General features: G+C 38.8%; 22 protein-coding genes. 7 read left to right on the top strand and 15 right to left on the bottom strand.

The window, feature by feature from the left end; genetic code table 11:
* The first annotated feature begins 43 nt into the window (after positions 1 to 43).
* Positions 44 to 850, top strand: a complete 807-nt coding sequence (locus tag BBI00_RS02025) for a T9SS-dependent choice-of-anchor J family protein (RefSeq protein ID WP_065397204.1) — start codon at positions 44 to 46, stop codon at positions 848 to 850.
* Positions 851 to 1033: 183 nt separating this feature from the next.
* Positions 1034 to 2332, top strand: a complete 1299-nt coding sequence (locus BBI00_RS02020) for a T9SS type A sorting domain-containing protein (RefSeq protein ID WP_065397203.1) — start codon at positions 1034 to 1036, stop codon at positions 2330 to 2332.
* A gap of 113 nt (positions 2333 to 2445) precedes the next feature.
* Here BBI00_RS02020 and BBI00_RS02015 read toward each other — a convergent pair whose 3' ends face one another.
* The 3 genes from BBI00_RS02015 to BBI00_RS02005 all read right to left on the bottom strand — a co-directional run bounded on the left by BBI00_RS02015 (position 2446) and on the right by BBI00_RS02005 (position 4232).
* Positions 2446 to 2736, bottom strand: a complete 291-nt coding sequence (locus BBI00_RS02015; protein WP_065397202.1) for a putative quinol monooxygenase — start codon at positions 2734 to 2736, stop codon at positions 2446 to 2448.
* 88 nt (positions 2737 to 2824) lie between these two features.
* Positions 2825 to 3712 carry a sulfite exporter TauE/SafE family protein gene (locus tag BBI00_RS02010; protein ID WP_065397201.1) on the bottom strand — a complete coding sequence of 296 codons (888 nt, stop codon included), beginning with the start codon at positions 3710 to 3712 and terminating at the stop codon, positions 2825 to 2827.
* A 112-nt stretch (positions 3713 to 3824) separates the two neighbouring features.
* The gene (locus BBI00_RS02005; RefSeq protein ID WP_065399578.1) at positions 3825 to 4232 is read right to left on the bottom strand and encodes an RrF2 family transcriptional regulator; all 408 of its coding nucleotides are present in this window, start codon (positions 4230 to 4232) and stop codon (positions 3825 to 3827) included.
* Between the two features lie 256 nt (positions 4233 to 4488).
* Between BBI00_RS02005 and BBI00_RS02000 the strand changes: the two genes are divergently transcribed.
* The 4 genes from BBI00_RS02000 (at position 4489) to BBI00_RS01985 (ending at position 7010) form a co-directional block, all read left to right on the top strand.
* Positions 4489 to 4917, top strand: a complete 429-nt coding sequence (locus BBI00_RS02000; RefSeq protein ID WP_065397200.1) for a DUF4268 domain-containing protein — start codon at positions 4489 to 4491, stop codon at positions 4915 to 4917.
* A gap of 112 nt (positions 4918 to 5029) precedes the next feature.
* Complete coding sequence (locus tag BBI00_RS01995) at positions 5030 to 5668, top strand: hypothetical protein (RefSeq protein ID WP_065397199.1); 639 nt, start codon at positions 5030 to 5032, stop codon at positions 5666 to 5668.
* Positions 5669 to 5708: 40 nt separating this feature from the next.
* Positions 5709 to 6527: a DUF2314 domain-containing protein gene (locus BBI00_RS01990; RefSeq protein WP_065397198.1), complete on the top strand. Its 819-nt coding sequence runs from the start codon at positions 5709 to 5711 to the stop codon at positions 6525 to 6527.
* 87 nt (positions 6528 to 6614) lie between these two features.
* Positions 6615 to 7010: a hypothetical protein gene (locus tag BBI00_RS01985; RefSeq protein WP_065397197.1), complete on the top strand. Its 396-nt coding sequence runs from the start codon at positions 6615 to 6617 to the stop codon at positions 7008 to 7010.
* Positions 7011 to 7239: 229 nt separating this feature from the next.
* Here the strand turns inward: BBI00_RS01985 and gldG are convergent, their stop codons facing one another.
* The 5 genes from gldG to kbl form a co-directional block, all read right to left on the bottom strand.
* The gene (gene gldG, locus BBI00_RS01980; RefSeq protein ID WP_065397196.1) at positions 7240 to 8910 is read right to left on the bottom strand and encodes a gliding motility-associated ABC transporter substrate-binding protein GldG; all 1671 of its coding nucleotides are present in this window, start codon (positions 8908 to 8910) and stop codon (positions 7240 to 7242) included.
* 4 nt (positions 8911 to 8914) lie between these two features.
* On the bottom strand, positions 8915 to 9643 hold the full coding sequence (locus BBI00_RS01975; protein WP_065397195.1) for an ABC transporter permease: 729 nt from the start codon (positions 9641 to 9643) through the stop codon (positions 8915 to 8917).
* Positions 9644 to 9696: 53 nt separating this feature from the next.
* Complete coding sequence (locus tag BBI00_RS01970) at positions 9697 to 10248, bottom strand: CopD family protein (protein ID WP_065397194.1); 552 nt, start codon at positions 10246 to 10248, stop codon at positions 9697 to 9699.
* A gap of 93 nt (positions 10249 to 10341) precedes the next feature.
* Positions 10342 to 10992: a hypothetical protein gene (locus BBI00_RS01965; RefSeq protein ID WP_123902213.1), complete on the bottom strand. Its 651-nt coding sequence runs from the start codon at positions 10990 to 10992 to the stop codon at positions 10342 to 10344.
* Between the two features lie 286 nt (positions 10993 to 11278).
* Positions 11279 to 12475 (bottom strand): glycine C-acetyltransferase, encoded by a 1197-nt coding sequence (kbl, locus tag BBI00_RS01960; protein ID WP_065397192.1) that lies wholly within the window; start codon positions 12473 to 12475, stop codon positions 11279 to 11281.
* Between the two features lie 158 nt (positions 12476 to 12633).
* Here kbl and BBI00_RS01955 point away from each other — a divergent pair, with 158 nt between their 5' ends.
* Positions 12634 to 13512, top strand: coding sequence for a cupin-like domain-containing protein (locus BBI00_RS01955; protein WP_065397191.1), 879 nt, complete (start codon positions 12634 to 12636; stop codon positions 13510 to 13512).
* Between the two features lie 28 nt (positions 13513 to 13540).
* On the opposite strand, the gene BBI00_RS01950 is transcribed toward BBI00_RS01955, so the two are convergent.
* From BBI00_RS01950 to BBI00_RS01920, 7 genes are all read right to left on the bottom strand, one after another.
* Positions 13541 to 15472: a M1 family aminopeptidase gene (locus tag BBI00_RS01950; protein ID WP_065397190.1), complete on the bottom strand. Its 1932-nt coding sequence runs from the start codon at positions 15470 to 15472 to the stop codon at positions 13541 to 13543.
* 83 nt (positions 15473 to 15555) lie between these two features.
* The gene (dacB, locus tag BBI00_RS01945) at positions 15556 to 17022 is read right to left on the bottom strand and encodes a D-alanyl-D-alanine carboxypeptidase/D-alanyl-D-alanine endopeptidase (RefSeq protein ID WP_065397189.1); all 1467 of its coding nucleotides are present in this window, start codon (positions 17020 to 17022) and stop codon (positions 15556 to 15558) included.
* A gap of 162 nt (positions 17023 to 17184) precedes the next feature.
* Positions 17185 to 19629 (bottom strand): replication restart helicase PriA, encoded by a 2445-nt coding sequence (gene priA, locus BBI00_RS01940; RefSeq protein ID WP_065397188.1) that lies wholly within the window; start codon positions 19627 to 19629, stop codon positions 17185 to 17187.
* Between the two features lie 358 nt (positions 19630 to 19987).
* A complete protein-coding gene (locus BBI00_RS01935) occupies positions 19988 to 20896 on the bottom strand; it encodes an AEC family transporter (RefSeq protein WP_065397187.1) in 909 nt (302 codons plus the stop codon).
* A gap of 148 nt (positions 20897 to 21044) precedes the next feature.
* Positions 21045 to 23513 carry a beta-mannosidase gene (locus BBI00_RS01930; protein ID WP_065397186.1) on the bottom strand — a complete coding sequence of 823 codons (2469 nt, stop codon included), beginning with the start codon at positions 23511 to 23513 and terminating at the stop codon, positions 21045 to 21047.
* Positions 23514 to 23783: 270 nt separating this feature from the next.
* The gene (locus BBI00_RS01925) at positions 23784 to 24446 is read right to left on the bottom strand and encodes a copper homeostasis protein CutC (RefSeq protein ID WP_065397185.1); all 663 of its coding nucleotides are present in this window, start codon (positions 24444 to 24446) and stop codon (positions 23784 to 23786) included.
* A 15-nt stretch (positions 24447 to 24461) separates the two neighbouring features.
* Positions 24462 to 25031 carry a hypothetical protein gene (locus BBI00_RS01920; protein ID WP_065397184.1) on the bottom strand — a complete coding sequence of 190 codons (570 nt, stop codon included), beginning with the start codon at positions 25029 to 25031 and terminating at the stop codon, positions 24462 to 24464.
* Positions 25032 to 25089: the final 58 nt, after the last annotated feature.

Genomic DNA, 25089 nt, shown 5'->3' with positions numbered 1-25089 from the left:
AAATATATATTTTTGTGGAATAATTCTAAATAAAAATAATCTCATGAAACTAAAATTACTTTTAGGAACTCTGCTGTTTACGGCCTTATCGGCTAATGCACAGGTATCTGCCATCAATGAAAATTTCGATAATTTTACTGCCGGGAACACTACTTTCCCACAGTCTGGATGGTCTGCCATAGTTGCCCCTATGACCGGAGCAATGCCACCGGTATCTCCCCGGATGATTGTTGCTGGTGATTCCAACAAATTTATACAGTCGTATGCAGGAAACAATGCAACAGGATCTTCATACCTGATTTCTCCACAAATTGAAACACCCACGGGAAATAAAACATTGACTTTTGATACAACGCTTGTATCTCCATCGCCCGGTCCGGGAAGCATCCAGGTAGGCGTTGCGTCCAATCCTGCAGACATGTCAACATTTGTTGCGGTAGGAAACCCTGTTAATGTAACCACTATTGGGACAGTTCAGAATATAAGTATGAACATTCCGGCATCAGCAGGTTCGTATATTGTATTTAAATTCACTCCTACAGCAACGCACGTTGCCATCCAAATTGATAATGTAGTTTATAGCACAACTGCATCCTTAGGAGTATCAGACAGCCATAAAGCAGCAGAAAACTTCAGATTTGCCCTGAACTCTGACCAGACAGCATTGGAGTTTGCATCAAAAAAAGATCTTAAAAACATCCGTATCTACTCTTCTGCAGGTCAAAAAGCGGCAGAAGGAAAACCCAGCGGACATCGATTTGACATCAGTACACTTCAGACAGGGGTGTATTATATGAATATTGAAACCGCAGATGGTAAAACGGTTCAATCCAGGTTCATTAAAAAATAAGATGTATCAGACTATTATTTTCTTCTTAAAGCCGGTGGGACCTTTCCTTCCGGCTTTTTTAACCTCTTTTACATTTTATAAGAATATCAGAACACGATAAAAATCATGTTTTTATTTAGACTGATTAAAAATAATTATATATTTTTGTGGAATCATTCTAAATAAGGATTTAAAAAATAAGTTATGAAAGCAAAATTACTTTTGACTTCCCTGTTTGCACTTTCTGTTCAACAAACAGCACTGGCACAAACTGATGCTAACGGTTACACAACCGTTAACATGTCTATGGGAGCTAATTATCAGAACCGTGTGTTTTTTGATTTCAGTACCAACAATATGGTTTCACAGCCTGCAGGCTCATGGGATGTAGCGTTTTACAGAGCTTCTGCAACCAACTTTGGAACAAGAATTAATGATGCTCATGATATCAAAGTATATCAGGCTTCAGCCAACCCGGCAGACTGGAACACTATCACAACCAATAGCGTAGCTTCTTACGGGGCACCTCTTTTTAATCCTGACAATACTACGGCAATTCAGGAAGGAGCTTTCGAACAGGGGTCTGCAGCTTATGGATGGGGAGATTATAATTTTACCAACCACCATGTGGAAGGAAAAGTGATATTCATTATGCAGTATGCCTCAGGAGCATCCGTTAAATTTATGATTGAGGACTATTTCGGAGGATATACTTTCAAATATGCAAAGTGGAATGCTGCCACTTCTTCATGGGATGCCACACAGACCAAAACCATTGCCAACGGATCTGATGATGCCTATTTCAATTATTTCTCATTCAACACCAATGAAAAGGTTGCCAGCCTTGAGCCGGCTAAAGCAAACTGGGACCTGATGTTTACAAGATATTATACAGATTATCCTTACACCGATCCGCAGGGGAACCCTCAAACGATGAAATACAGAATGTCCGGAGTTATTCAGAATCCGAATATTTCTGTAGCAAAAGTAAGACCTGAGACACAGGAAACAGCAACATCCGCAATTCCGGCAGGCACAGCGTTCTCAAAAAACATCACTACTGTCGGCCATTCCTGGAAGCCCACATCAGGAGTTTATTCTGATGCAGTATATTATATCAAAAAGGGATCAGATTACTACAGAATGTACTTTACTTCCAATGGAGGGTCCTCCACCGGAAATATGTACTTCAAATACAAGAAGATTACTGAAACATTAGGAATCACCGAGGTGGGCAAAAAAGCAAGCTTCGGAATCTATCCTAACCCTGCTTCGGCTGACAAAAAAGTAACAGTTCTGTTTGACGTAAAAGAAAAAGCAGGAAACAAAGGAAGTGCGGAAGTATATGATCTTACAGGGAAAAAGGTATACACCACAGAGCTAAGCCATCAGGCAGGGTTCTATAAACAGGATATGAACCTTTCCCACCTTCCTTCAGGAACTTACCTGGTAAAAATCACATACGGTGGTCAATCGGAAACGAAAAAGCTTATCGTGAGATAAACATTTTATTTTAATACTTTCTATTTTTTCTAATAAAAAGGCGGTTTCAGAAATTTGAAACCGCCTTTTGTTTTTTTTGATAAGATATTCTGACTGCCAGAATTTCTTATTTCTCAGTATATTTTAAAACCTTTATAGACTTCTACCGAACTTTCCATCATTTTGGAAGCATCTTTGCGGAAGTCCAGCAGATGATCCTGCCCGTTGTGCCTGTTGTGATGATCAACACTTTCCCACAGCTCGATCAGGAAAAAGGTCCCTTTATTATCTTTATCCTCAATAAGGTCATACTGCAGACAGCCTTCTTCTTTTCTGGTTTCTTTCACCAGGTTCTGAAACAGCTCCACCGCCTCCATCAGATAATTTTCATTAAACTTAAAAAGTGCAATGATATGTAAATTCATGTTCTAATATTTAGTGGTGTAAAAGTAAAATATTTTCAAAACCAAATAGATTTTCAGAGCAATTATTTTTCAATACGGGCTGTATTTTTTAATTGAAAACTGATTTATAAATAGTTATGGAACTCATAATGATCACCAGCAGTCCGATAATCAGAAACATTTTCTTCACAGGCAGCTTAGCCGTAAGCATGGCGGAAAAAGGAGCAGTAATAATTCCACCGATTAAAAGACCGAGAATAATATTCCAGTGCTGAATACCCAGAGTAAAGAAAAAAGTGACTGCAGCAGTGATGGTGAGGATAAATTTGGCTACCGTAGAACTTCCCACCGCAAACCTTGGGGTAAAGGCATTTTTTATCAGCGTTCCGGTAACCAGAGGCCCCCATCCCCCGCCGGCAAATGAGTCTATGAAACCACCGATGACGCCGAGCCTGGTAAGATTTGTTTTTCTTTTCAGCGCTTTATTCTGCTTTTTTTTAAATGCATTTGAAAAGATCTGTATTCCCAGATACAATGTATAGAAAGCGATCAGGGTTTTGGTGATTTTAGCATAATATTCTCCCAGATAGGTTAGTGAAACAGCGCCGATGATAGCCCCGATCACAGCCGGAATGGCCAGTTTTTTCACAAGACTTTTGCTTACGTTTTTTAGTCTGATGTGGCTTGCACTTCCTGCAGCTGTGGTAAAGCTCTCTGCGGAATGGATGCTGGCGCTTACAATATGAGGCGGGATATTAAGCAGCATTAAAGTGGTCGTACAGATCACTCCATATCCCATTCCCATTGATCCGGCTACAATTTCAGCAAAAACACCTACCAGAAGCATCCAGTAAAAAATATAGTTGTCTTTGGCCAGAATATTGAAAAGCTCATCCAGGTATCCCAGCTCATACATAGAAAATATCGCAATGCCTACAATAGCAACAGTTACAAAAAGTACATTAAGCCTTACCTGAATTTTTCTTGAGATTACCATAAATAATATATCGTTTCGGTGTATTGGTGCTTCTGTTGAAGCAATGCAAATATCTGATAAAAATATTATCCTACCAAAAAGATAGACTGATAATTCAAAAAAAAGGACCGGGTCAGTCGACCAGATCCATTAAAGTTTTTTTCTCCAGAATGTTGAGAGAAGCATCCCGCACTTCGATCAGTACGTCATGGAGCCCGCAGTGATCTTCATTACAGTCTTCACATTTTTCATAGAAATTCAGACTTACACAGGGAAGCATCGCAATAGGGCCATTCACCAGACGGATGATCTTGGCTAATTTTACATTTTCAGGGTTTTCTCTTAAAAAATATCCTCCCCCTTTTCCTTTTTTACTGTCGAGAATATCCGCTTTTTTCAGTTCAAGCAGGATATTTTCCAAAAACTTTAAGGGAATCTTTTTATGTTCCGCAATTTCGGAAATCAGAATCGGGCCTTCATTTCTTTTTTCTACAAGATATGAAAGAGCCTTAAACGCATATTGAGATTTTTTTGAAAGCATTACAGCAAAAATAAGAAAATTGTTTAATATGTGAAAAGGGAAAAATAAAAGCAGGTTAGGTGGCCGGAAGCCGGAATAATGAGGCTGGAAGTGCATTGCAATGATTAAATAAAATAAAAATGATCAACGGTTATTTTTAACACCTTTATTATTTACATCCTTCACCTCCCTGCTTCCTGCCTCCAGCTCATCCAAACCTCACGTTAAAATAAAATCCTTCTTTGCCTTTTTGCCATTAAATCATTATGTTTGTCCCATGTTCAGTAAACAGGAAGCACAACAGTTAAAAAAAGACTTTTGGACGGCTTTTGGGAAGTCTTTCCCGAGAAAGTGGATTCTCTATGATACCAAAGTCAAGGATATGGCATTCAAATTTTCTGCAGACAACAAAAAAGCAGAAGTGTCATTAGATATTGAAATGAAGGATGAAATCTTCCGGAATGCTTATTATGAAAAGATATGGTCTCTGGAAGATATTTTAAAGGAATTCATCGGAGATTTTCATAAGGACGAATATTACAGTCTGGAAAACGGAAAGGTCATCAGCAGGATCTGGGTTGAAAAATCCGGCGTCTCGGTCTTCAACAAAAACACCTGGCAGGAAATTTTTGAATTTTTTGTCGACAAAATGGATGGCTTTGAAAGATTTTACTATGAATATGAGGATTTTATAAAGGATATTTGATATACTTACGAAAATAATACTAAAATACACTTAGGAATAAGATAAAAAAGAAAACTTATCTTTGCTTCATACCACTTAAACTAATAGATGAAACTAACTAACGTGATTAAAAATGAGAAAAGTGTACAAAAACATTTTTGGGGAGGTCATCTCCAAAAGCAGCGCTGTAAAGCAAAGTGAATATCATCTGTATTATTACGAAGAGGGTTCAGATTTTTTGAAAGAAATCGAATTTATCAGTGAAGACAGCATATACAACATCAATTATTTTCTGAGTGACGGAGAAAATGAAGAGCAGGTATTGTATTACCTGAAAGAAAAGTCTGATTTTTTCGATATTGAGAAAAGAGAAACAGTTGATGGATTTATTATTTCCACCAACAAGCTTTATTCCCTGTCTGTAGATGAACTGCCTTTGGTATCTAAAACCGTATTTAAAACGGATGATCCGGAAAATTTTATCTGTTCGCAGGTTATTGACAACGAAAGCGGGGAACCCCAACTTGAGAAAACTATAAAATGCTGGTATACTACCGATAAAAACGGTGAAATATATGCCGCTATAGAATGCAGCTACCAGGAAGACGGAAAGCTTGAACTGGCCGTTGATAAGACTTCAGATCCGGATCATGAAGAAAACTGGATGCATTACGATTTTGATACATTCCAGGACCTTCAGGAACAATGTCCTTCCGATATCAGCTATTACAGAACCGCAGCATTACTTCCAAAAGAGACTTACCAGAAATAGCCCTTTCAACACACCTTATTATCTAACCACATTTTTTTTTATGGAAAGCAACTCAATTTTTTTTGCAGACGGCAGTGATCCTGACATGCTTAAAGCCTATCAAAAGGCTCAGGAAACTTTTAAATATTTCTGGCGTGAGCAGTCATGGGAATATAGAAGAATTATTCCCGGCCTTGATGTAGCCTGTGTAAAAACCCTTTTTGAGGAACAGGATGCGGAAACCGGGGAAAGCCTGGCAGAACATATGTGGATCAATGAAGTGGCTTTTGACGGTGAAAACGTTAAGGGTTACCTGATCAACGAACCTCACAGCCTCCAAAACATACAGGTGGGCGATTATGTTGAAATTCCACTGAGCCATCTCACCGACTGGCTTTTTGCGATCACCCCAAGTGTACCACAGTCTAAAGGCCTTTCTAAATTATTTTCGTCCTCCAAGCCTGTTCTCCCTAAAACATACGGAGGATTTACCATTCAAAAGATGCGGGCCGATATGTCTGATCCGGAAAGAAAAGAGCATGATGATGCCTGGCAGCTGGATTTCGGGGACTATAATGATATTCAGGTAGTCAATAACCAAAAAGAGAATCCGGAGAACCTTATCGAACATCCGATGAGCAAAAATATGAAGGAAAAATTTATTGAATTTTTACAGCAGAATCCTGATGAACTCCTTCATGCGGATGAGGACGGACTAACGCTGCTTCACAGAGAGACCATCGCCGGAAATCTCACCATTGTGCAGGCCGCACTGGATGCAGGAGCTGATAAAAACGTACTTTCCGGAAAAGGGAAAACCGCTCTTGACTATGCCAGAGAACTGAAATGGGAACACATTATTCCGGTACTGGAACACTGATTTCAAAACATAAACAATTCCTCAAAAAAATAGATTCATATCATTTAAATTCAATATCTTAGAGTACAACTACAAAACCTTGTAATCATGAAAAAAATAATATGTTTCCTGTCTGTTATTCTTTCATTCACGGTGATCTGTGCACAGGTTAAGAAAGAAAAAAAGTTTGTAGAAATCTATAATTCGGCTCCTGAAAGCTACAGCAATCCTATTTTGGATCTCCAGAAAAAGTATTATCTGGAAATGAAGAGCTCTATTTTACAGAATGAAAAAGAATTGGGTGAAAGTAATGTTAATGCGATGCTGATTTACAATCAGGATGAGTTTTACAAGGCTGTACGAAACAGTAATTCAAAGTTCGGTATGAACAGCCAACAGACAAAAACTGCAGATCTTGTCTATTCCAGCAATATTACTTCTAAACTGGATCTTTATAAGGATGTGGTTTTAGAAAAGTTACATTCACTTCTGGCCGGCAAATAAACAGGATCGAATATTGAAACAGAGGGGGCTTACACTCTCTTTTTATTTACAGGTTCTGATCTAAGACCGGATTACACAAGTAACGATCGCAAAAACATACATTGGTATAACCGCTTACAAAAAGAGACGCTCATGAGCGTCTCTTTTTTTATGATGTGCCACAAATGCACGAGTTATTTTTAAGTATTATGGCTTACAATAAAGCTGACAGATTCATGCGGATACTTTTCTATCCAAACTTTTTCTTTCTCAACCAGAAGAACAATCCTCCAATCAATCCGATAATCGCCAGCGGAAGCAATAAATTCAGCCACTGCCAGTTTGATTTTTCTTCGGTAATTCTTTGTCTGTCCAGAAGTCTTTCTTCTATATTTCTGTTTCTCAGCTCCATCAGATTGCTGTCATCCAAAAGATAATCCAAAGCATTTCGAAGGAACTGTTCGTTTCCAAACTGTTCGTTGGTCAGAAGATCTACTCCTAATGGAAGCGGTTTTCCTTTGATCACTTTATTTCTTCCCACATCTCCGTCTGCAATCACGATCATTTTATTCTCCGGGCTTGATGTTTTGAATCCAGGATACGATTTTCTTTCAATCCTTGAAGCGTAAGCGGAATTGAATTTCCCTTCCAAAGCCACGGCGAAGATCTTAGGGGTGCTTGGCTTTTCCATTTGCCCAAGGCTGTCTACACTTGCAATTTCTTTCAGGTCTACATAATTCGGGACCTGTTTCAATAATGTTCTTTCACTGGATTCGAAAAGAACTTTTGTTCTGATATTCTTTCTTCCTCCCAAAGTATCAATGGAAGTCGGGAATTCAAATTTTACAGGATTGATATTTTTAGTAACCGGATTATTATCTTCAGCAATACCAAGCGGATAATACGGCCATGGTAAGCTTGTATACTGCGGATTTCCGCTTACCTCTCCCGTTACCAGTCTTAATAAAGCAAACTTTTTAACATCTTTTACCAGGGCTGGATTAATTCTTATCCCATAATTAAAGAAAAAGTCTGTCATATTGATATCAACAGGAAAAGGCATTACTTTTTTAGCTCTTGTCAGGGTATCCATTTCAGCATTTACCGCATCAATCATCCAAAGGGTCTTGCCGCCGTTCATGATGTACTGGTCAAGAATTACCTTTTCATTATCAGTAAAAGCTTTTCTCGGTTTAGCAATAACCAAAGCGCTCATCTGCTTCAGCAAAGGAACGTCTTCCAGTGAAAGCTCAGTCTGATTTTTAGGAATAACAGGTCCGGCATCATAGTTCTCCATAGCCAGCTGTACAAATCCCTGGAATTCATCAGGATTCAATTCATCATGATTAACCAGGATTCCCACTTTTTTTCTCTTATCAGCAGCGATGTTTTTAATGTTTGAAACAAGGTTATATTCCAGTCCTTCAATAGATCTTGTAAGCTGCTGGTCGGCATCAATTCCCGCCTGCTGTACTACCAGAGGTATCGAAACCCCATCATTTCCATGTTTGATAACCGCATACGGGAACAGGGTGATCTGTGAAATTTTTCCGTCTTTTACATCCGGCAGAATCGACGGCTGCATTCCCATTGCCATCAGGGTATCCTGAGACATTTTTGTTTTGATGGGATCAATAAATTTAAAGTCGATCTTCGGATTGATCTTTCTGAATTCTTCAAGCATGAATTTCGTTTCACTCTGAAGCTGCTTAAAGCTTGCCGGAAAGTCACCTTCCAGATATACTTCAACCGTCAAAGGTTTTTTTACGGATTCCAGTACTTTAATGGTACTGTCGGAAAGGGTATATCTCTTTTCTTTTGTTAAATCTAATCTGATCCCCGAATAGGCCAGGATAATAACTAAAGGAAGAATGGCAAACAGGAAAATTCCCAATGGAGATTTAGCATTGAACTTCTTCATAATTCTACTTCTTTTTGTTAATGAAATGATTCGACAATACTAAGGAAGCCCCGATAACCAGAATGAAGTAAGCCACATCTTTGAAATCTACAAGTCCTCTGGTAAAACCTAAGAAGTGCTGGTAAAAGCCTATATTCTGAAGAATAAAGTCTGCACCGCCCAAAAGTTTATAACTGGCCAGCTGCTCAATTCCGAAATACATGATGAAGCACATAAAAACGCCCAACAGGTAAGCCATGATCTGGTTCTGGGATAATGAAGATGCCAGAATTCCCACTGCTGAAAAAGCTGCAATTAAAATAATCAGTCCTATATAACTTCCGAACGTCATTCCAAGATCAATATTCCCGGCAGGAACTCCCAGCACATACACCGTATAAAGGTAGATCAAAGACGGAATCAGGCATAAAATACCTACAATCCATACGGAAAGGAATTTTCCTGTCACCAGATCTGATACCTTTAAAGGTTGTGAAAAAAGCCAGTTTAATGTTCCCGTCTGCTGCTCTTCCGCAAAAGTTTTCATCGAAAGGGCCGGAATAATGAACATCAGCAGCCATGGAACCAATACGAAATAGCTCTGCAAAGATGCCATCCCGATCTCAAAAATATTAGAATCGTTGTCGAAAAAGAACAGAAAAAGAGTGGCGATCAGACTGAATGCTGCAATGATTACCCATGCGCTCCAGTTTCCGAAGTAACTCCAAAGTTCTTTCTTTAAAATTGCAATCATAGTTTTTTAGTAAAATGTAGCAGGCTGCATATGAGATACCCCCTGCTCCACAATTATTTGTTTTTTTTGTTTTTATTTACAAGTTTCACTGTCATCATGATCAGAAATACAAGAACGAAAAATCCTGTGATTAATTGCCACCAATATTCAATGACCATAGATTTCAGGATCACGGTAAATACCACCAGGAACAGGATGAATGTTGCAATTTCATTTGCCTGTCTCAGTTTGATATTGGCAATGGGCAATGTACTTCCGTTGATGTCTTTTAATTGAAGGACCTTTTTCCAGCACCAGTAATGATACGCTGCCAGCCCGATCAGAAAAGTCAGCTTCATGTGAAACCATCCCATTTTCATCAGCCCCGGATTCAAAAAGATCATAACGAGTCCGCAAACCGCCATAATTACCCCCGCCGGAACCGTAATAATATTCCACAGCCTTCTGGCCATAAAGGTATACTGCTCTCTGAGAATTCTTTTCTTTTCTTCCGGAAATTCATCGGTGTCTTTATAGTAAACGAAAATCCTTACGAGATAAAAAATTCCCGCAAAGTAACTTACCATAAAAATAATATGCAAAGCTTTGATGACGGTATACAGCATCCTAAAAATTTGTTTGCAAAGATAGTTTATTTCGGAAAAAAAGAGAATTTAATCTAAAATCTTTAGCTTAAAATAATAAAGATTAAATATTTTTTAGAATTTGAAAATGAATTTCATATCAACATTAAAATTGAAACGAAGATTGGAACCCTGCCGATTGGAATGATAATCAAAAGGAAGACCGTCTACAGGAGCATAATCTTCTTCCTTTCCTATCATATTGGTATAAGAAACATTTTTCTGTCTGAGACCAATGCCAATTTTCGGCATAAAGCCAAACCATGAAGACTCCTTATGAAGCAGAATGCTGTAGTTGATATTTAATCCGTATTTGGTTCTTTTATAATCTGCTGAACTGAAAGAATAATATACCTCATTTTCGTCATAATATTTTCCTGAAATATTTTTTCCGGTTTGATGTAAATAAAAAACTTCTGCAGATACAAAATGTTTTAATTTGGAATGAGGTGCCAGGCTGTAATAAACTTCCGGTTTTATCTCGAAAATCCGGTTTTTCCCTTCAAAATTACTGATATGTACAGGAGTTATTTTGTCGGTTCCGTATGCCAATTCGGTTCCAACCCACCATCTTTCATTTATTTTCCGCATATACCCTATATTATAGCGTTGGTCACGAAAAGGAGCAAAAGCACTTACAGTAAGTATGGATTTGTAATCCTCAGATTGAGCGTAAGCTGTTTCAAAAAAGCTGAAAAAAATAGAAAGGAGTAAATATTTTTTCACAAAATGGCTATTAGAATTAATGTTTCGAATATAATGTATTTCATAATATCCACCAATAGCACTTTTTTAACGGTATTAATTCAATGATTAAAAGTAATTGCATCAATCATTTTACCCCTGATATATTTTACAATGTATTTCATGATGCTCATCTTGAAATTTCAAGCCCAATCCGTCTTTCCTGATGCCGGTTGATCTGGTAATGAATATTTTTCTCATAAAAAAACAGGATTTCTCTAATATGAGAAATCCTGTTTTTATTCTATACTGTAAAACGTTTTTTATCTTAAGAGATCACGCCCAGTTCTTTTCCTACTTTTTCAAAAGCAGCAATGGCTTTATCCAAATGTTCTTTTGTGTGAGCAGCAGAAAGCTGTACTCTGATTCTTGCCTTTCCTTTCGGAACTACAGGATAGAAGAATCCGATGACATAGATTCCTTCATCCATCAGTTTTTCTGCCATTTTCTGAGAAAGTGGCGCATCATAAAGCATTACCGGTACAATAGCAGCATCTCCGTCCGGGATATCAAACCCTTTCGCTTTCATTTCCGTTCTGAAATAGTCTGCATTTTCCATTACTTTATCACGAAGCGTGGTATCATCAGAAATCATGTCCAATACTTTCAAAGCAGCCCCTACGATTCCCGGCGCCAGAGAGTTTGAGAACAGATAAGGTCTTGAACGCTGTCTCAGCATATCGATGATCTCTTTTTTACCGGAAGTAAATCCTCCCAAAGCACCTCCCAGCGCTTTTCCTAATGTAGAAGTGATGATATCTACCCTACCCATTACTTCATTAGCCTCATGAGTACCACGGCCAGTTTTCCCGATGAAACCTGTTGCGTGGGAATCATCCACCATTACCAAAGCATCATATTTGTCTGCAAGGTCACATACTCCTTTCAGATCGGCAACAATACCGTCCATAGAGAAAACACCGTCTGTAACGATAATTTTGAAACGGTGGTTCTTTTCAGAAGCTGCGATCAGCTGGGCTTCCAGATCCGCCATATCATTGTTTTTATATCTGTATCTTGCGGCTTTACAAAGACGAACCCCGTCAATGATGGAAGCGTGATTCAGTTCATCTGAAATAATAGCATCCTCTTCGGTGAATAAAGGTTCAAAAACACCACCGTTTGCATCAAAAGCAGCTGCATAAAGGATCGTGTCTTCAAGACCTAAGAAATCAGCAATTTTTTTCTCCAGTTCTTTGTGAATATCCTGAGTTCCGCAGATAAAACGAACAGAAGACATCCCGTATCCGTGAGACTGGATCATATCCTGGGAAGCTTTCATCACTTCCGGATTGTTGGATAATCCCAGATAATTGTTTGCACAGAAGTTCAGAAGCTTTTTCCCGTTTGCTTCTATTTCTGCACTCTGCTGAGAAGTGATGATTCTTTCTCTTTTGTAAAGTCCGTCATTCTCAATATTCTGAAGTTCATTCTGTAAATGTTGAAGGTATTTTTCAGAGATCATTTTTCGTTATTTTTTAGATGTGCTAATTTACTAAAAAGGCAGTAAAATAAAACCTTTTATAAGTTTAATTCTAAAAATTTGATCCTGTGTTCAGTTTTAACATTATTAGTCTATAAATTTAGTAGGATAATATTTATATTTGTTTAAAATTTGTGAGCATGAGATTAAAGCCGGTACAGAAAATTCATACAATACATTCAGAAAACTTTATCAGAAGCTATATGAAACCAAGGCTTCCCGTCATTCTTGAAGATTTTGTAAGTCCCGAAAGTCCTGCTTTTAAAAAGTGGAATTATGATTATTTTAAAGAAATTGCCGGAGATGAGATTGTGAATGTATACGGCAACGAACTCGACTCCCTGGATAAAGTGGCCAGCGATCCCGTCACCCGGACTAAATTTTCAGAATATCTTGATCTGATCAAAACCACCCCTACCGAGCACAGACTTTTTCTTTTTAATCTTTTAAAAATAAGGCCCGAGCTTAAAAATGATCTCGTATACAATGATGTAACAGGAGGAAAAATACTGAAATGGCTGCCTTTTATGTTCTTTGGAGGTGAAGGCTCTGTCACCAGAAATCATATTGATATCGATATGTCCCATGTTTTTATTACCCAGTTTCAGGGAATCAAGAGAATATGGCTGTTTCCCTGGGAGCAGTCGGATCTGATGTACAAATTGCCTTACAATTTTCACAGTCTGGCCCAGATCAAAGATCCCGATTACAGAAAGTATCCTGCTCTGCTCTATTTAAATGGTTATGAAGCCCTTCTTCACCCCGGTGAAACCCTTTATATTCCTTCCGGCTGGTGGCATTACATCCAGTATGACACGGAAGGCTATTCGGTTTCCGTCAGAGCATTACCATCAACCTCCCTTGAAAAATGGCGAGGCTTTAAAAACCTGGTAATTACAAGGCATTTTGATAACTTTATGCGTCACTTATTTAAAGAAACATGGTTCAGATACAAAGTAAAAACAGCTATGAAAAGAGGTTCAAAAGCTGCCAGAAAACAAAGAAGCTTTCAGATCTGAAAGCTTCTTTAAAGTTATATTTCAATTTCTAATGCTTAATAAACTTAATATTTTTCTCATCAACCGTAAAAATATAGGCTCCCGGAACAAGTTCTGAAATCCCAATTGCTTTCCCAGGCTGATAATTTCCTTTTCTTACCAGTTTTCCATCTATCGCATGAATTGAGAAATCTATAGTCCTGTTAACACCTTTAAGGTACAATTCATTCTTAGCCGGATTAGGATATAAGCCGAAATCTTCTTTTTCTACGGATGAAACACTTAATGTATTGTCTTTGATAACGGAAGAGTTTTTTTCAAGAATCTGATAGTCATAATTGAACTGTACACTTGCTATAGGGAAAGATACAGTCTGCGGAAAATATTGATTATTGGAGGTATTATCAAGCACAAAATAAGCAGTTTCACCACCTGTCCCGTTTACTTTTACCGGCAAAGGCATTTCAAAAAAACTGACCGTAGGACTGCTCTGTGTCTGGGAAACTTTAAATAAAGTCTGAGTGCCGGATTGCTGCCATCTTATCGTGTAAGTAGGATACCCTTCGCCTGTAACCCAATCATTAAAAAATTCTGTAAAATCTTTTCCTGTAGACTGAAGAAATGAAGCATTAAGATCTGAAGTTCTTACATAATTGTAGGCAAGAGCCGGTCTTGCATGATATTCCTTAAGAGCCTGATAAAAAGCGGCATCTCCCAGGATCCATTTCATCATTCTCAGCACATAACCTCCTTTCGCATAGGAAAGTCTGCTGTCAAATATCCTGTTGACACTCGAAAGTCCGGAATCAGGAACATACACACTTCCTCCTGCACTGCTCGTAATAAAATCGATCTGGCTTCTCAGATAATTTAAAAATTCCGTATTGGTCATGATCAGCTTCTCGTAAGCCACATGTTCTCCAAAGGTAGCAAAACCTTCATTCAGCCAGATATCATTCCATGCCCCGCAGGTTACTTTATCTCCAAACCACTGATGAGCCAGCTCATGAGCAATAAGTGTTTTATTAAAACCTCCCATGGAAGACATGGTCTGATGCTCCATTCCGCCTCCGTAAGTATACTGCATATGCCCGTATTTTTCATTACGGAAAGGATATGCCCCGAAATAGGTTTCAAAAGTATTCATAATCTGCTTGGTCCATTCAATATCGGTCATATTGGATGGGTTTGCGGAAGTGGAAGGATAGATATAGTTCACAAAAGGAAAAGGAGGATTTCCGATCGTATCATTCAGCACAACAAAATTAGTAATAGACAGGGCTATCAGATAAGCTGCCGTAGGATACATTGTTCTCCAGAAAGTAAGTTTCTTATTGTTGGGGAGAGCAGTTTCGGACATCAGTTTCCCATTAGCCGCCACACTGTAGTTTTGAGGAGTTGTAATTTTAAAATCAAACTTTTCGATCTTATCATTCAGACTCTGTTTGGTAGGAAACCAGTCTTGTGCACCATAAGGCTCACTCAGCGTGGAAAGAACAGCAGTTCCTCCCTGGGACCCGGTAGTAAAGGCACCGCCAGCTGTAGCCGGAGCTCCGGAATAATAGATGGTAAGAGAGTCTAAAGTATTGGCAGGAATAGAAGCCGGAAAATCAATCTTCAGTTCCTTTGTCGGCAATTGCTGAAAAGAGGTGATATTGGCTCCATGGTACTTTACCTGGGAAACCGTCAACGAATTGGAAAGGTCAAAGTAAATGCTTCCCATATTCTGAGTGGGCTTAAAATGAGAAGTTACAGATCCGGAAATATTATACACTGCAGGATCCAGGCTGACATCCATTCTCTGATACTGCAGATCATAATTCAGGGTGTTGGGATTGGTATTACCCGCATTCATTTTGTGGGCAAAGGATTTTTTTTCTTTTTCAAGCAATCCTTTTTTATCCGTATTTTCTCCTTGTTTCTGCCCGTAGAACTGCTGGCATAATAAAGAAACAAACAGCAGGAGATAGATTTTTTTCATACTTCGAAATATTTAATCAAATATAAAAAAAACCTTTTAATCAATGATTAAAAGGCTGTAATAATATATAAAACAAAATATTTTCAGAGATCCAGTGCGGGTTCAAGAATTTTTTCCATTCTTTTCTTGACCATATCTACCGAACCGGAATAGTTGTTGACCATTAAAGAAAAAACAAGGGTTTTACCTGAATTGGTCTTCAGATATCCTGCCAGTGTTTTTACTTTATTCAGAGTTCCGGTTTTAGCAAATACCTGTCCGTTACCTTGCCCTAAAAACATTCTTTTTAAAGTCCCTGACTGTCCACCGATCGGCAGAGAAGTCAGATAAGCTCTGTAATACTTTTCATCCATTAAAGAAGTCAGGAATTTCACCTGAGAAATAGGAGTCACGTTATTTCCTCTTGAAAGACCGCTTCCGTCCATATAATTTAGCCCCATCATATCGAAGCCGGCTTCTTTCAGGTGGTCCGTAACAACCATTCTACCTGATTCAGAAGTCTGATCTCCCATTTTCTGGAATCCTACTGTTCTTAATAAAGCTTCTGCTAATGAATTATCACTGTGCTGATTGGTATAATAAACGATATCAGCCAGAGTAGGAGATTTGTAGGCAGATAGCATTTTTCTGCTTTCAGGAGCTGCATCCGTCATTTTTGGAGTTACTTTTCCGGTAACCGGAATTCCGCTTTTCACCAGGGTGGTTCTGAAAGAATTGGCCAGGTAAGCCGGTGCGTCCGGGAGTTTTGTGGTCAGGATACCGTCTCCGTCATATTTTTCAGCGTATACCATCTGGTGGGCATAAGGAGAAACGTAGAAAAATTTCTTTTCAGCAGAAAAGCCTCCTTTTTTTACAATCAGTTTTTCATTGGCAGGATTGATTCCACGGGTTGTGCCGGCCGGCAGATAATAATTATTGTTTTCCAACCATACAACATTTTCCGGAAGCATTGAAATATTGCCTTTGAAAAGCGCTGTCTGAATGATAATATCACCATTTACCTTTCGGATTCCCTCTCGTGAAAGTCCGCCTACGAAGTCTGAAATAATGTCCCTGTACGACCATGCTCCTGCCTTATTGGTTCCCAAAGAAGGATCTCCGCTTCCTACGATGTAAAGGTTTCCGTTCAGGGTTCCCGTTTCATCAACGGTTCCGGAGTATTCCAGCTGGGTCATCCACCTGTAGTTTTCACCAAGGAGATTTAAAGCCGTTTCTGTGGTCAGTAATTTGGTCGTTGAAGCAGGAACCAGTGGACTGCTTTCATTGTACGAAGAAATCACTTTCTTCGTTTTCGGATCATACACAACAAATCCCCATTGCGCATTTTTCAGCACCGGATCCGACATCATTGTGTTTACATTAATATCTACAAGCTCTTTTGCTGACAAAACAGTCTTTTCCACCGAAGTAACGGGGGAAGGCAGATTCAAACTGTTTTTCTGATTGTCATAATTCTGAGAATAAAGAACGGTAGAAACGGTAGATTGAGCCAGGAAGAAACCGGAAGCCAACACCGCTGCACTTGAAATATATTTTCTGTAATTTACCATCTATCTTCTTTTTGTTCTATAGTTTTTGACTCTGTAAAAAATGACAGGTTAAATCATTCCGTTAAAAAGCCAAACACTTAATCAACGTCCAAAAGTAGAAATTATTGTTATATAACAGGTTACAGCCGTCTTATAAAAGAGTCTAAAGTTTGTTAAAAATTGTTAAAAATCCACAAAAACATCTTTTTTAATGCTTTGATATGCAGTGATTTCATCAAATTCTTTCAAACTTATCAAAACCATATTCTTGAACTTTTCATAGTTTTTACCACGGGGCAGTTTAAGCATAATCTGGAACTGATATAAATTATTCAGCCTGGCAATCTGGGCTCTTTCGGGTCCTAAAACACAATCTTCCGGAAGGTATTTTCTTAAGATGGAACCCAGAAACTGCGAAGCACGGTCTGTTTTATCTTCTTTTCTGTGCTTCAGCTCAATCATAATCAGTTTGGTAAACGGCGGATAATGGAATTTCTGGCGTTCTGTAAGGATATATTTATAGATCTTCGCCGGGTTATTCATCTTGATCAGCTGAAATACGGAATGATCAGGATTATACGTCTGAATCAGGATCTTTCCTTTTCCGGAAACCCTTCCCGCTCTTCCTGAAACCTGCGTGATCAGCTGATAAGCTCTTTCTTCCGCTCTGAAATCCTGCACATACAGAAGAGAATCAGCTTTCGGAATGGCTACCAGCTCAATATGGTCAAAATCAAGTCCTTTGGAAATCATCTGTGTGCCTACCACAATATCCGTTTCTCTTTCTTCTATTTTTTCGTAGAGCTTTTCGTAGGCAAATTTCTTGCGCATGGAATCCACATCCATCCTGTCTACCTCATGATCCGGGAATAATTTGGAAACTTCCTCATGAATCTGCTCTACTCCCACACCTCTTTCATTCAGGTTTTCAGAATGACATTTCGGACAGGTTTTCGGTTTTGAGGCTCTTTGCCCGCAGTAATGGCATTTCATTTCATTGGCTGCTTTATGATAGGTCATCACCACATCACAGTTGGAACAGTAATTCACGTAACCACAGCTTTCGCATTCCACAACATTGGCGTAACCCCGGCGGTTGTGAAGCACAATCACCTGATTATGATCATCCACCGTCTTTTTCATTTCCTCAATAAGCCTTGAAGAAAAATTTCCGGAGACTTTTTTGGAATCCTGTGCTTCCTTAAAATTGATCAGCTCGTATTCCGGCAGGCTCACATTCCCGAACCTTTCATCCAGGAAAACATATTTCATCTTATCTTTTCTTGCCCTGTAATAGCTTTCAACGGAAGGGGTTGCAGAGCCTAAAATAACTCCGGCCTTATAAAATCCGCCCAAAACCAATGCCGAATCTTTAGCATTGAAATAAGGAGAAACTTCTCTCGGTCTGTATGCGGAATCGTGCTCTTCATCTACCACGATCAATCCTAAGTTCTGATAAGGCAGAAACAGGGCATTACGGGTCCCGATCAGAATACGGATATCATTCTGTCTGATTCTTCTCCATACTTCCACCTTTTCGAAATCCGTGAGCTTCTGATGGTAAAATCCAAGCTGTCTTCCGTATTTCTTCTCCAGCCGTTGGGTAATCTGTTTGGTGAGCGAAATTTCAGGAAGGAGAAACAGGACGTTCTTTCCGGATCTGATGCATTCGTCTATTTTCTCCAGATAAATATGGGTTTTCCCGGAAGAAGTCACCCCGTGAAGCAGTACATTTTTACCTTCTTCAAAGGCTTCATCTATTTCAGATTTAGCGGTTTTCTGCTGTTCAGAGAGTTCTTCAAGCTCTTCAAGCTCTCCTTCATAGCTCTCAATCCTGTCTTTCTGCATATAGTATTCCTCTACCAGGCCTTTATCTGCAAGAGGTTTAAAATGAGAGCTTCCGAAATAGCCATCTTCAAACAGTTCGGCTTTTTTGATAGGAATTTCAGGATGTTCTGTCTGCTTTTCAAGAATCGCAAGGAAAAGGTCCTTCTGTTTTCTTGCTTTATTCAGCCTGATCAGGATATCCGGAAGGTTCTGCTGCAAGACCTCATCATTGATCCTGACATAGGCCACTTCTTTGGCTTTATATTTCTCAGCAATTTTCTCATCAATTTCAATGTATTGCAGATCGATCAGAGAATTGATCGTTTTGATAATATCTTTTTTGGGAATGAATGCTTCAATATCTGTCAGATTAATCAGCTGACGCACTTCCAGTGCCTGGATCAGATACATTTCATTCACATCCAGATTTTCAAAATCAACTACCGCTCCCGGTTTCAGTTTTAAATACGTTTCACTTTCCAGCTTTAAAGACGAAGGAAAGGCAAAGCGATAAATTTCTCCAAGCCCGCACAGGTAATAATCAGAAAGCCAGCTCCAGAAACGAAGCTGTTCTTCCGGAAGAATAGGTTGATCATCCAGCATACTGATCACTTCCTTTGCCACAAAACTTTCCGGAGCATTATCGTGAAGTTCAAATACAATTCCGGTATAGATTTTCTTTCCTCCAAACGGAACGAGCACTCTCATCCCGGGCTGGATCTCAGACATCAGTTCTTCAGGAACTTTATAGGTAAAAGATCCTTTTAAATTCAGTGGTAAAACAATTTGAGCGTATTGCAAGAGAAATATTTAAAGTGTAAAATTAGATCTTTCTTCAGAAAACTGCAACTTTGCAGGAATTTCTTTTGGCTTTAGGGTTCAGTGAAAATGATGACGGTAAATCTTCTTACTATTTCCATTCAGGCAAGAATAACGCAACATTCACAACGGATATACAATGCTCTGTGTTTTCGTTCGCAAAGGCGTTTCACTCAGCTAAGATAAAGGAGTAATCCTATCGGAATGACAAATCCGTATGATTTACAAAAGAGGTAAACAATAAAAAACCGAAGGTTTTAAAACTGATGTGTACTTCTATGCGCAAAGCTTTTCACTTTAAATAACTTAAGTGTTTAAAAAACTTTTGTGCCTTTTGTGGCTAAAAAAGCAGCTCGGTAATTTTATACCAAAATGCTGATGTAAAAAATCCTACGATAATGCTGACCCCGATGATCAGGTTGGTCAGTTTTGTGTTTAATCTGAACTGTTCTGCAATGATACTTGAAGTCACCAGCGTTGGCATTGCCGCTTCAAATACCGTGATTTTGGCAACATCACCTTTGATCTTAAACAACAAAGCTAACCCTACAACGATTGCCGGCGCCAGAATCAGCTTGTAAAGCATTGACATCGACATCTGCGGAATCAGCTTTTTCCATCCGTTAAATTTCAGCTGCAACCCTACTGAAAATAAGGCCAGCGGGCTCACTGTAGCAGCCAACTTATCAAAGAACGGCTCTGCAACCGTAAAATCAATAAACTGTGACAACACCAAAGCTGAGATACACCCTATTAATGGCGGAAAAGTGATCAGTCTTTTTAAAATAAACAGAGCACTCACCTTTCCTGATTTGCTGCCTCCTTTTACAGCGGCAATTATTCCTAGCGTAGAAAGGGCAAAAAACATGGTCTGGTCACAGATAATGGCAATGCTTAATAATCCTTCCCCATAAAAAGCGCTGATAAGGGGAAAACCGATGAAAGAAGTATTGCTATAACCGCTTGCCAATTCCAGAGTACTTCTGGAGCGCCTTGAATATCCTTTACTTTTACTGTAAAACATCATAAAAAAGAAGCAGAAAACAGAGATCAGGAAGGTAGCCACAATCGGGAACAGCATTTCTGTTGTCCATTGTACTTTTGGCAGGTATTTAAAGGAAACGGCCGGAAGAGCAAGATAAAGAATCCAGGTATTGATACCTTTGTGAGCATCCGGGTGGATAGATTTTGTTGCTTTGAATACCATCCCTGCCACAATGCACACTGCAATCAGAACAAAATTTACCATAACTGTAAAGAAATATGCTGCAAATTTACGGCTGATTTTTCAGTTGGAAAGGTAAAATTTATATTTTTTTGGGTAGAATTCCTGCAAACACACAAAGGTATTGGAATGTACTCAGATGTGATAGTTTTTGCATTGAGTTTAATCTTTTTTAATTTCCGGTATCCCAAAGGCTCATCACTTCTATGTTTTCCAAAGATTTTGAAAGGGTAATCCTTTTCGAAGTTTTGGGAAGAAGATCAAAGAAATTATCACTGAAATGCGTATCTCCTACCAGATAGACATCTTTTGCGAAAACATCGGCTGAAACTTCGATTTCCGTCGGGGATATTTTTTTAATTGTAATATCCGGTTTGGTAAGCTTTAAATCTTTTGGTTTTTTAAAGAAAAATAACTTTTCCTGGTGCAGAGATCCATTCTTAACATACATTTTCAATACCGCTTTTGATAAATCAAATTTTGCAAATTCTGTTTTTGAAATTTCAAAGTGCTTCTCACTGGAATTGGCCTTTATCATATCTGCTGCATCTATTCCCCACAGAAAATTACCGTCAAAATCTAACAGCTCTACCCCTGAAGTTGCTGATACAGCATTCATTAAATCATTAATAAAGTAAATATCATAAGCTTTTTCTGTTTCTGCAACGGATATCAGCAGAGGTTCAAAGCTTCTTTTTGCCTGATAATGGAAAGCTTTCCAATTTCCGAGGTAATCAATAGAAGACCATGAAACCACCGGCCAGCAGTCATTAAGCTGCCAATATAAAGTCCCCATATTGTATGGTTTTGCACGACGGTGGGCTTCAATCGCAATCTGCATCCCACGGGCCTGTAATAACTGGGAAACATAATTGTATTTCACAAAGTCTGCAGGAACGTTATAATCCCGCTTCATATATTCATTGATAATCTCCCAGCCTCTCGCATGCTTTTCGTGAGCTTTTATGGTTGCATTCTGTAAGCTCAGGTCCGGAACTCCTGAAAACATAGTTTTTGTGGTTGCAAGCGTCGGCATTCCCTGAAAGCCATATTCAGACATGAACCGTCCTACTTTTTCGTTATAAATTTCAAATGGCTGTTCGCCCCACCACACGCCCCAGTAATGGGAATCTCCTTCTGTAAGGCTTTCCTTATGGCCCCATCCGATAGAGGGAGAGCTGGGCCAATAGATATTTTTATCTGCCGTAAGATTTTCTTTTAAGGTACGGGGAATCACCTCATGAAACAGCTTTTTATAATCTTTCCAAACCTGGAGGGAATCATTTTTTGAATATTTGAACTGTTTCTGATATCCCCAGTTGACAATGGCTTCATCTATTTCGTTATTTCCGCACCATAAAGCGATTGAAGGGTGATTCTGAAGCCTGCTGACCTGATCTTTCACTTCTTCTTTTACATTGGCTAAAAACGTTTCGTCTCCCGGATAAAAGCTTCCTGCAAACATAAAGTCCTGCCATACCAGAATTCCGTTTTCATCACAGGCTTTGTAGAACTCATCATCTTCATAAATTCCTCCGCCCCAGATACGAATCATATTCATATTGGCCTCTTTGGCATCCCTGATCAGCTTCTGATATTTTCCTTTGGTTATTCTTGGTGAAAAACTATCTGCCGGAATCCAGTTGGTTCCCTTAATATAGACAGGGTTTCCATTCACTTTAAAATAAAACGATTTTCCTCCGGCATCTTTTTCCTGTACCAGCTCTATTGTTCTTAACCCCAATTTCAATGTTTGGGCAGAAAGTATTTCCGAGGCATTCTGAAGTGAAAATTTCATATCATAAAGAAATGCTTCCCCCCATCCGTTAGGCTGCCACAGTTTCGGATTCCGAATGGTAAAAGGAATAGCCAGCCGGTTGTTTCCTTTTTTTAGCTGAACCGTATTCGCCTTATCATTAATTCTAAAAGTATACTTTCCTTCTTTTTCAGCCAAAATTGAAGTATGAATATATAAATCGGCACTTTTACCGGATAATTTTTTTTGTTCAATCTTAATGGTTTCAATCCTGGCAGTATTCCAGAATTCAATTTTTACATCCTTCCAGATTCCTGCCGTTACCAGTCTCGGACCCCAATCCCATCCAAACTGATACTGTGCTTTTCTTACAAAACTTCTCGGCGACTCCGGCATTGTGAACGGAACCTGCTTAGCCCGTTTTTTTCCTTCTTCCACCGCAGATCTGAATGTAATTTTCAGTTCATTATCCCCTTTTCTCAGCAAATTTTTCACCGGAATTTCCCACTTCCTGAACATATTATCTGTTTTTTTCAGCAGTTTTCCATTCAGATAAATCTCTGAAAAAGTATCCAGTCCGTTGAATACCAGGTTGGCATGCTGGTTTTCCAGTTCTTTCTGAGAAATACTGAAATGGGTCTGATAGTGCCAATCCTCATTTTCTATCCATTGTACTTTCTTCTCATTTTCATCTTTAAAAGGGTCAGGAATCGCTTTATTATTCATCAGATCCAGATGAACAGTCCCCGGTACTTTTGCGGGAAGCCAGTGCTGATCTTTTGAATTTCTGAACTGCCAGTTTTCAGAAGACAGGTTCTTTTCCGAAGACTGGGCGGCAATAAATGTCTGAATGAAAATGAAAGCAAAAAGGATAGTTTTATTCATTAATAAGTTTGTTTACGATTCTATGAATTCCATATTTATTTACTTTATGTTATATTTTTAAGGCAGCAAAGGGGGAAATCAATGGAATTGATTCTTTCTAAGCGGACGCTTTACTTTCAGCTTCTTCAGCGACAATGTCACTTTTTCTTTACTCACTTAGAAGTCAGGCTGCAATTATCAAAAAACTTTGCGTTAAATAATTCTATTCATTCCAATCATTTTACTATTCCTCACTATTCTTAGAATGACAAAGTGAAGGGTAATTCTAGTTTATTTATTCTTCAGGGCAACAACCTCAGCAGGATTGGCAAAAGCACCACCATCCGTAATGGCTGAAGAATGGAAATATCCTGCATTGGTGAAAGCTCTCAGTTCTTCGATATTCGAAGATCGAAGTCCGCCTCCTACCAGAATTTCTATTCTGCCGTCAGAAAGCTCAACCAGTTTTTTCAGATTCTCTTTCCCTTCTGATACGTTAGGCTTCTGACCTGAAGTAAGGATGGTTGTAAAACCGCATTCTATTACTTTTTCTAAAGAATCTTCCAGATTTTTTGCCCGGTCGAATGCCCTATGAAATGTACATTGAAACGGTGCAGCCAGTTCTACCAAAGCTTTGTTTTGCGCTATATCCACCTCATCATTTTCATTCAGGATTCCAAACACAAAGCCATCTACGTTTAAGGATTTCAATTGAACCAGATCTTTTTTCATCTGTTCCAATTCAGATTCAGAATACGTAAAGTCTCCTCCTCTTGGACGAATCATGACAAAAATCGGAATGTTGATTTTCTCACGAAGCTGTCTGGTGGTTTCAAAACCCGGAGTTGTTCCTCCCTCACTCAGCCCGTCACATAATTCGATTCTGTCTGCTCCGTTCTCAAAAGCGATGATTGCCGATTCCGGATTAAAGCATGCTATTTCTATTTTTGACATTGTATCTGTTTAATTTTATTTCGGTTCATCCTGCAGTACATCTGCAATCAGAAAGCCTCTGTTTTCTTTGACTACTTTTATTACTGATGGATATTCAGCTTTAAAGCCCTCATCTTTCAGCACTACATTAAAGGTATAGTCATCTTTTGAAGAGGATTTCAATTCACAGCTTTCCACTTCAATTTTGTTCCAATCCTGCGCAGGGATAAGAAACCCGATCCCGATTCCGGCTTTATCTGTATTGAATTTGTTTTTCCATTTGTCTTTAAATTCTTTTTCAGTAAGGCTTCCGTCTATATCAAGATCTACATTTGTGGCATCGGTTTTATAATCATAATAGTCTTTCGTGGTCATTTTCTCCATATTTTTGTCCTGCCCCACAAGATCTGATTTAAAATATTCTACAATACTCTTCTCCAGCCACTTTTTAGCTTCTCCTGAATCATTATCCGGTGCTGCTGCAGTATTCAAAACTACTTTTTCTTTTACCTGCTGAATTTCAGGTTCTGCCGTTGTTGTACTCTCCTTCTTCTCCTCCTTACACGCTATGATTAAAAATAAGGAAGCGATAATCATTCTTTTCATATTCTGTCTTGGTCTATATTCCTGATAAAGATTGTCTTTGTACCTTTACATATTTATT

The organism is Chryseobacterium arthrosphaerae, from assembly GCF_001684965.1.
Classification (GTDB): Bacteria; Bacteroidota; Bacteroidia; order Flavobacteriales; family Weeksellaceae; genus Chryseobacterium; species Chryseobacterium arthrosphaerae.
The sequence above is the reverse complement of the archived record's forward strand: the minus strand, read 5'-3'. Positions and strand labels throughout refer to the sequence as shown.

Excerpts from the sequence above, each read along its gene's own strand:
- BBI00_RS02010 (WP_065397201.1), bottom strand. The coding sequence starts at position 3,712 with ATGGTAATCTCAAGAAAAATTCAGGTAAGGCTTAATGTACTTTTTGTA.
- BBI00_RS01990 (WP_065397198.1), top strand. The coding sequence starts at position 5,709 with ATGGAAAGCAACTCAATTTTTTTTGCAGACGGCAGTGATCCTGACATG.
- BBI00_RS01985 (WP_065397197.1), top strand. The coding sequence starts at position 6,615 with ATGAAAAAAATAATATGTTTCCTGTCTGTTATTCTTTCATTCACGGTG.
- BBI00_RS01930 (WP_065397186.1), bottom strand. The coding sequence starts at position 23,513 with ATGAATAAAACTATCCTTTTTGCTTTCATTTTCATTCAGACATTTATT.
- BBI00_RS02015 (WP_065397202.1), bottom strand. The coding sequence starts at position 2,736 with ATGAATTTACATATCATTGCACTTTTTAAGTTTAATGAAAATTATCTG.
- BBI00_RS01950 (WP_065397190.1), bottom strand. The coding sequence starts at position 15,472 with ATGAAAAAAATCTATCTCCTGCTGTTTGTTTCTTTATTATGCCAGCAG.
- dacB (WP_065397189.1), bottom strand. The coding sequence starts at position 17,022 with ATGGTAAATTACAGAAAATATATTTCAAGTGCAGCGGTGTTGGCTTCC.
- BBI00_RS01970 (WP_065397194.1), bottom strand. The coding sequence starts at position 10,248 with ATGCTGTATACCGTCATCAAAGCTTTGCATATTATTTTTATGGTAAGT.
- BBI00_RS01920 (WP_065397184.1), bottom strand. The coding sequence starts at position 25,031 with ATGAAAAGAATGATTATCGCTTCCTTATTTTTAATCATAGCGTGTAAG.
- BBI00_RS02025 (WP_065397204.1), top strand. The coding sequence starts at position 44 with ATGAAACTAAAATTACTTTTAGGAACTCTGCTGTTTACGGCCTTATCG.
- BBI00_RS02000 (WP_065397200.1), top strand. The coding sequence starts at position 4,489 with ATGTTCAGTAAACAGGAAGCACAACAGTTAAAAAAAGACTTTTGGACG.
- BBI00_RS01955 (WP_065397191.1), top strand. The coding sequence starts at position 12,634 with ATGAGATTAAAGCCGGTACAGAAAATTCATACAATACATTCAGAAAAC.
- BBI00_RS01925 (WP_065397185.1), bottom strand. The coding sequence starts at position 24,446 with ATGTCAAAAATAGAAATAGCATGCTTTAATCCGGAATCGGCAATCATC.
- BBI00_RS01935 (WP_065397187.1), bottom strand. The coding sequence starts at position 20,896 with ATGGTAAATTTTGTTCTGATTGCAGTGTGCATTGTGGCAGGGATGGTA.
- BBI00_RS01995 (WP_065397199.1), top strand. The coding sequence starts at position 5,030 with ATGAGAAAAGTGTACAAAAACATTTTTGGGGAGGTCATCTCCAAAAGC.
- BBI00_RS01975 (WP_065397195.1), bottom strand. The coding sequence starts at position 9,643 with ATGATTGCAATTTTAAAGAAAGAACTTTGGAGTTACTTCGGAAACTGG.
- BBI00_RS02005 (WP_065399578.1), bottom strand. The coding sequence starts at position 4,232 with ATGCTTTCAAAAAAATCTCAATATGCGTTTAAGGCTCTTTCATATCTT.
- gldG (WP_065397196.1), bottom strand. The coding sequence starts at position 8,910 with ATGAAGAAGTTCAATGCTAAATCTCCATTGGGAATTTTCCTGTTTGCC.
- BBI00_RS02020 (WP_065397203.1), top strand. The coding sequence starts at position 1,034 with ATGAAAGCAAAATTACTTTTGACTTCCCTGTTTGCACTTTCTGTTCAA.
- kbl (WP_065397192.1), bottom strand. The coding sequence starts at position 12,475 with ATGATCTCTGAAAAATACCTTCAACATTTACAGAATGAACTTCAGAAT.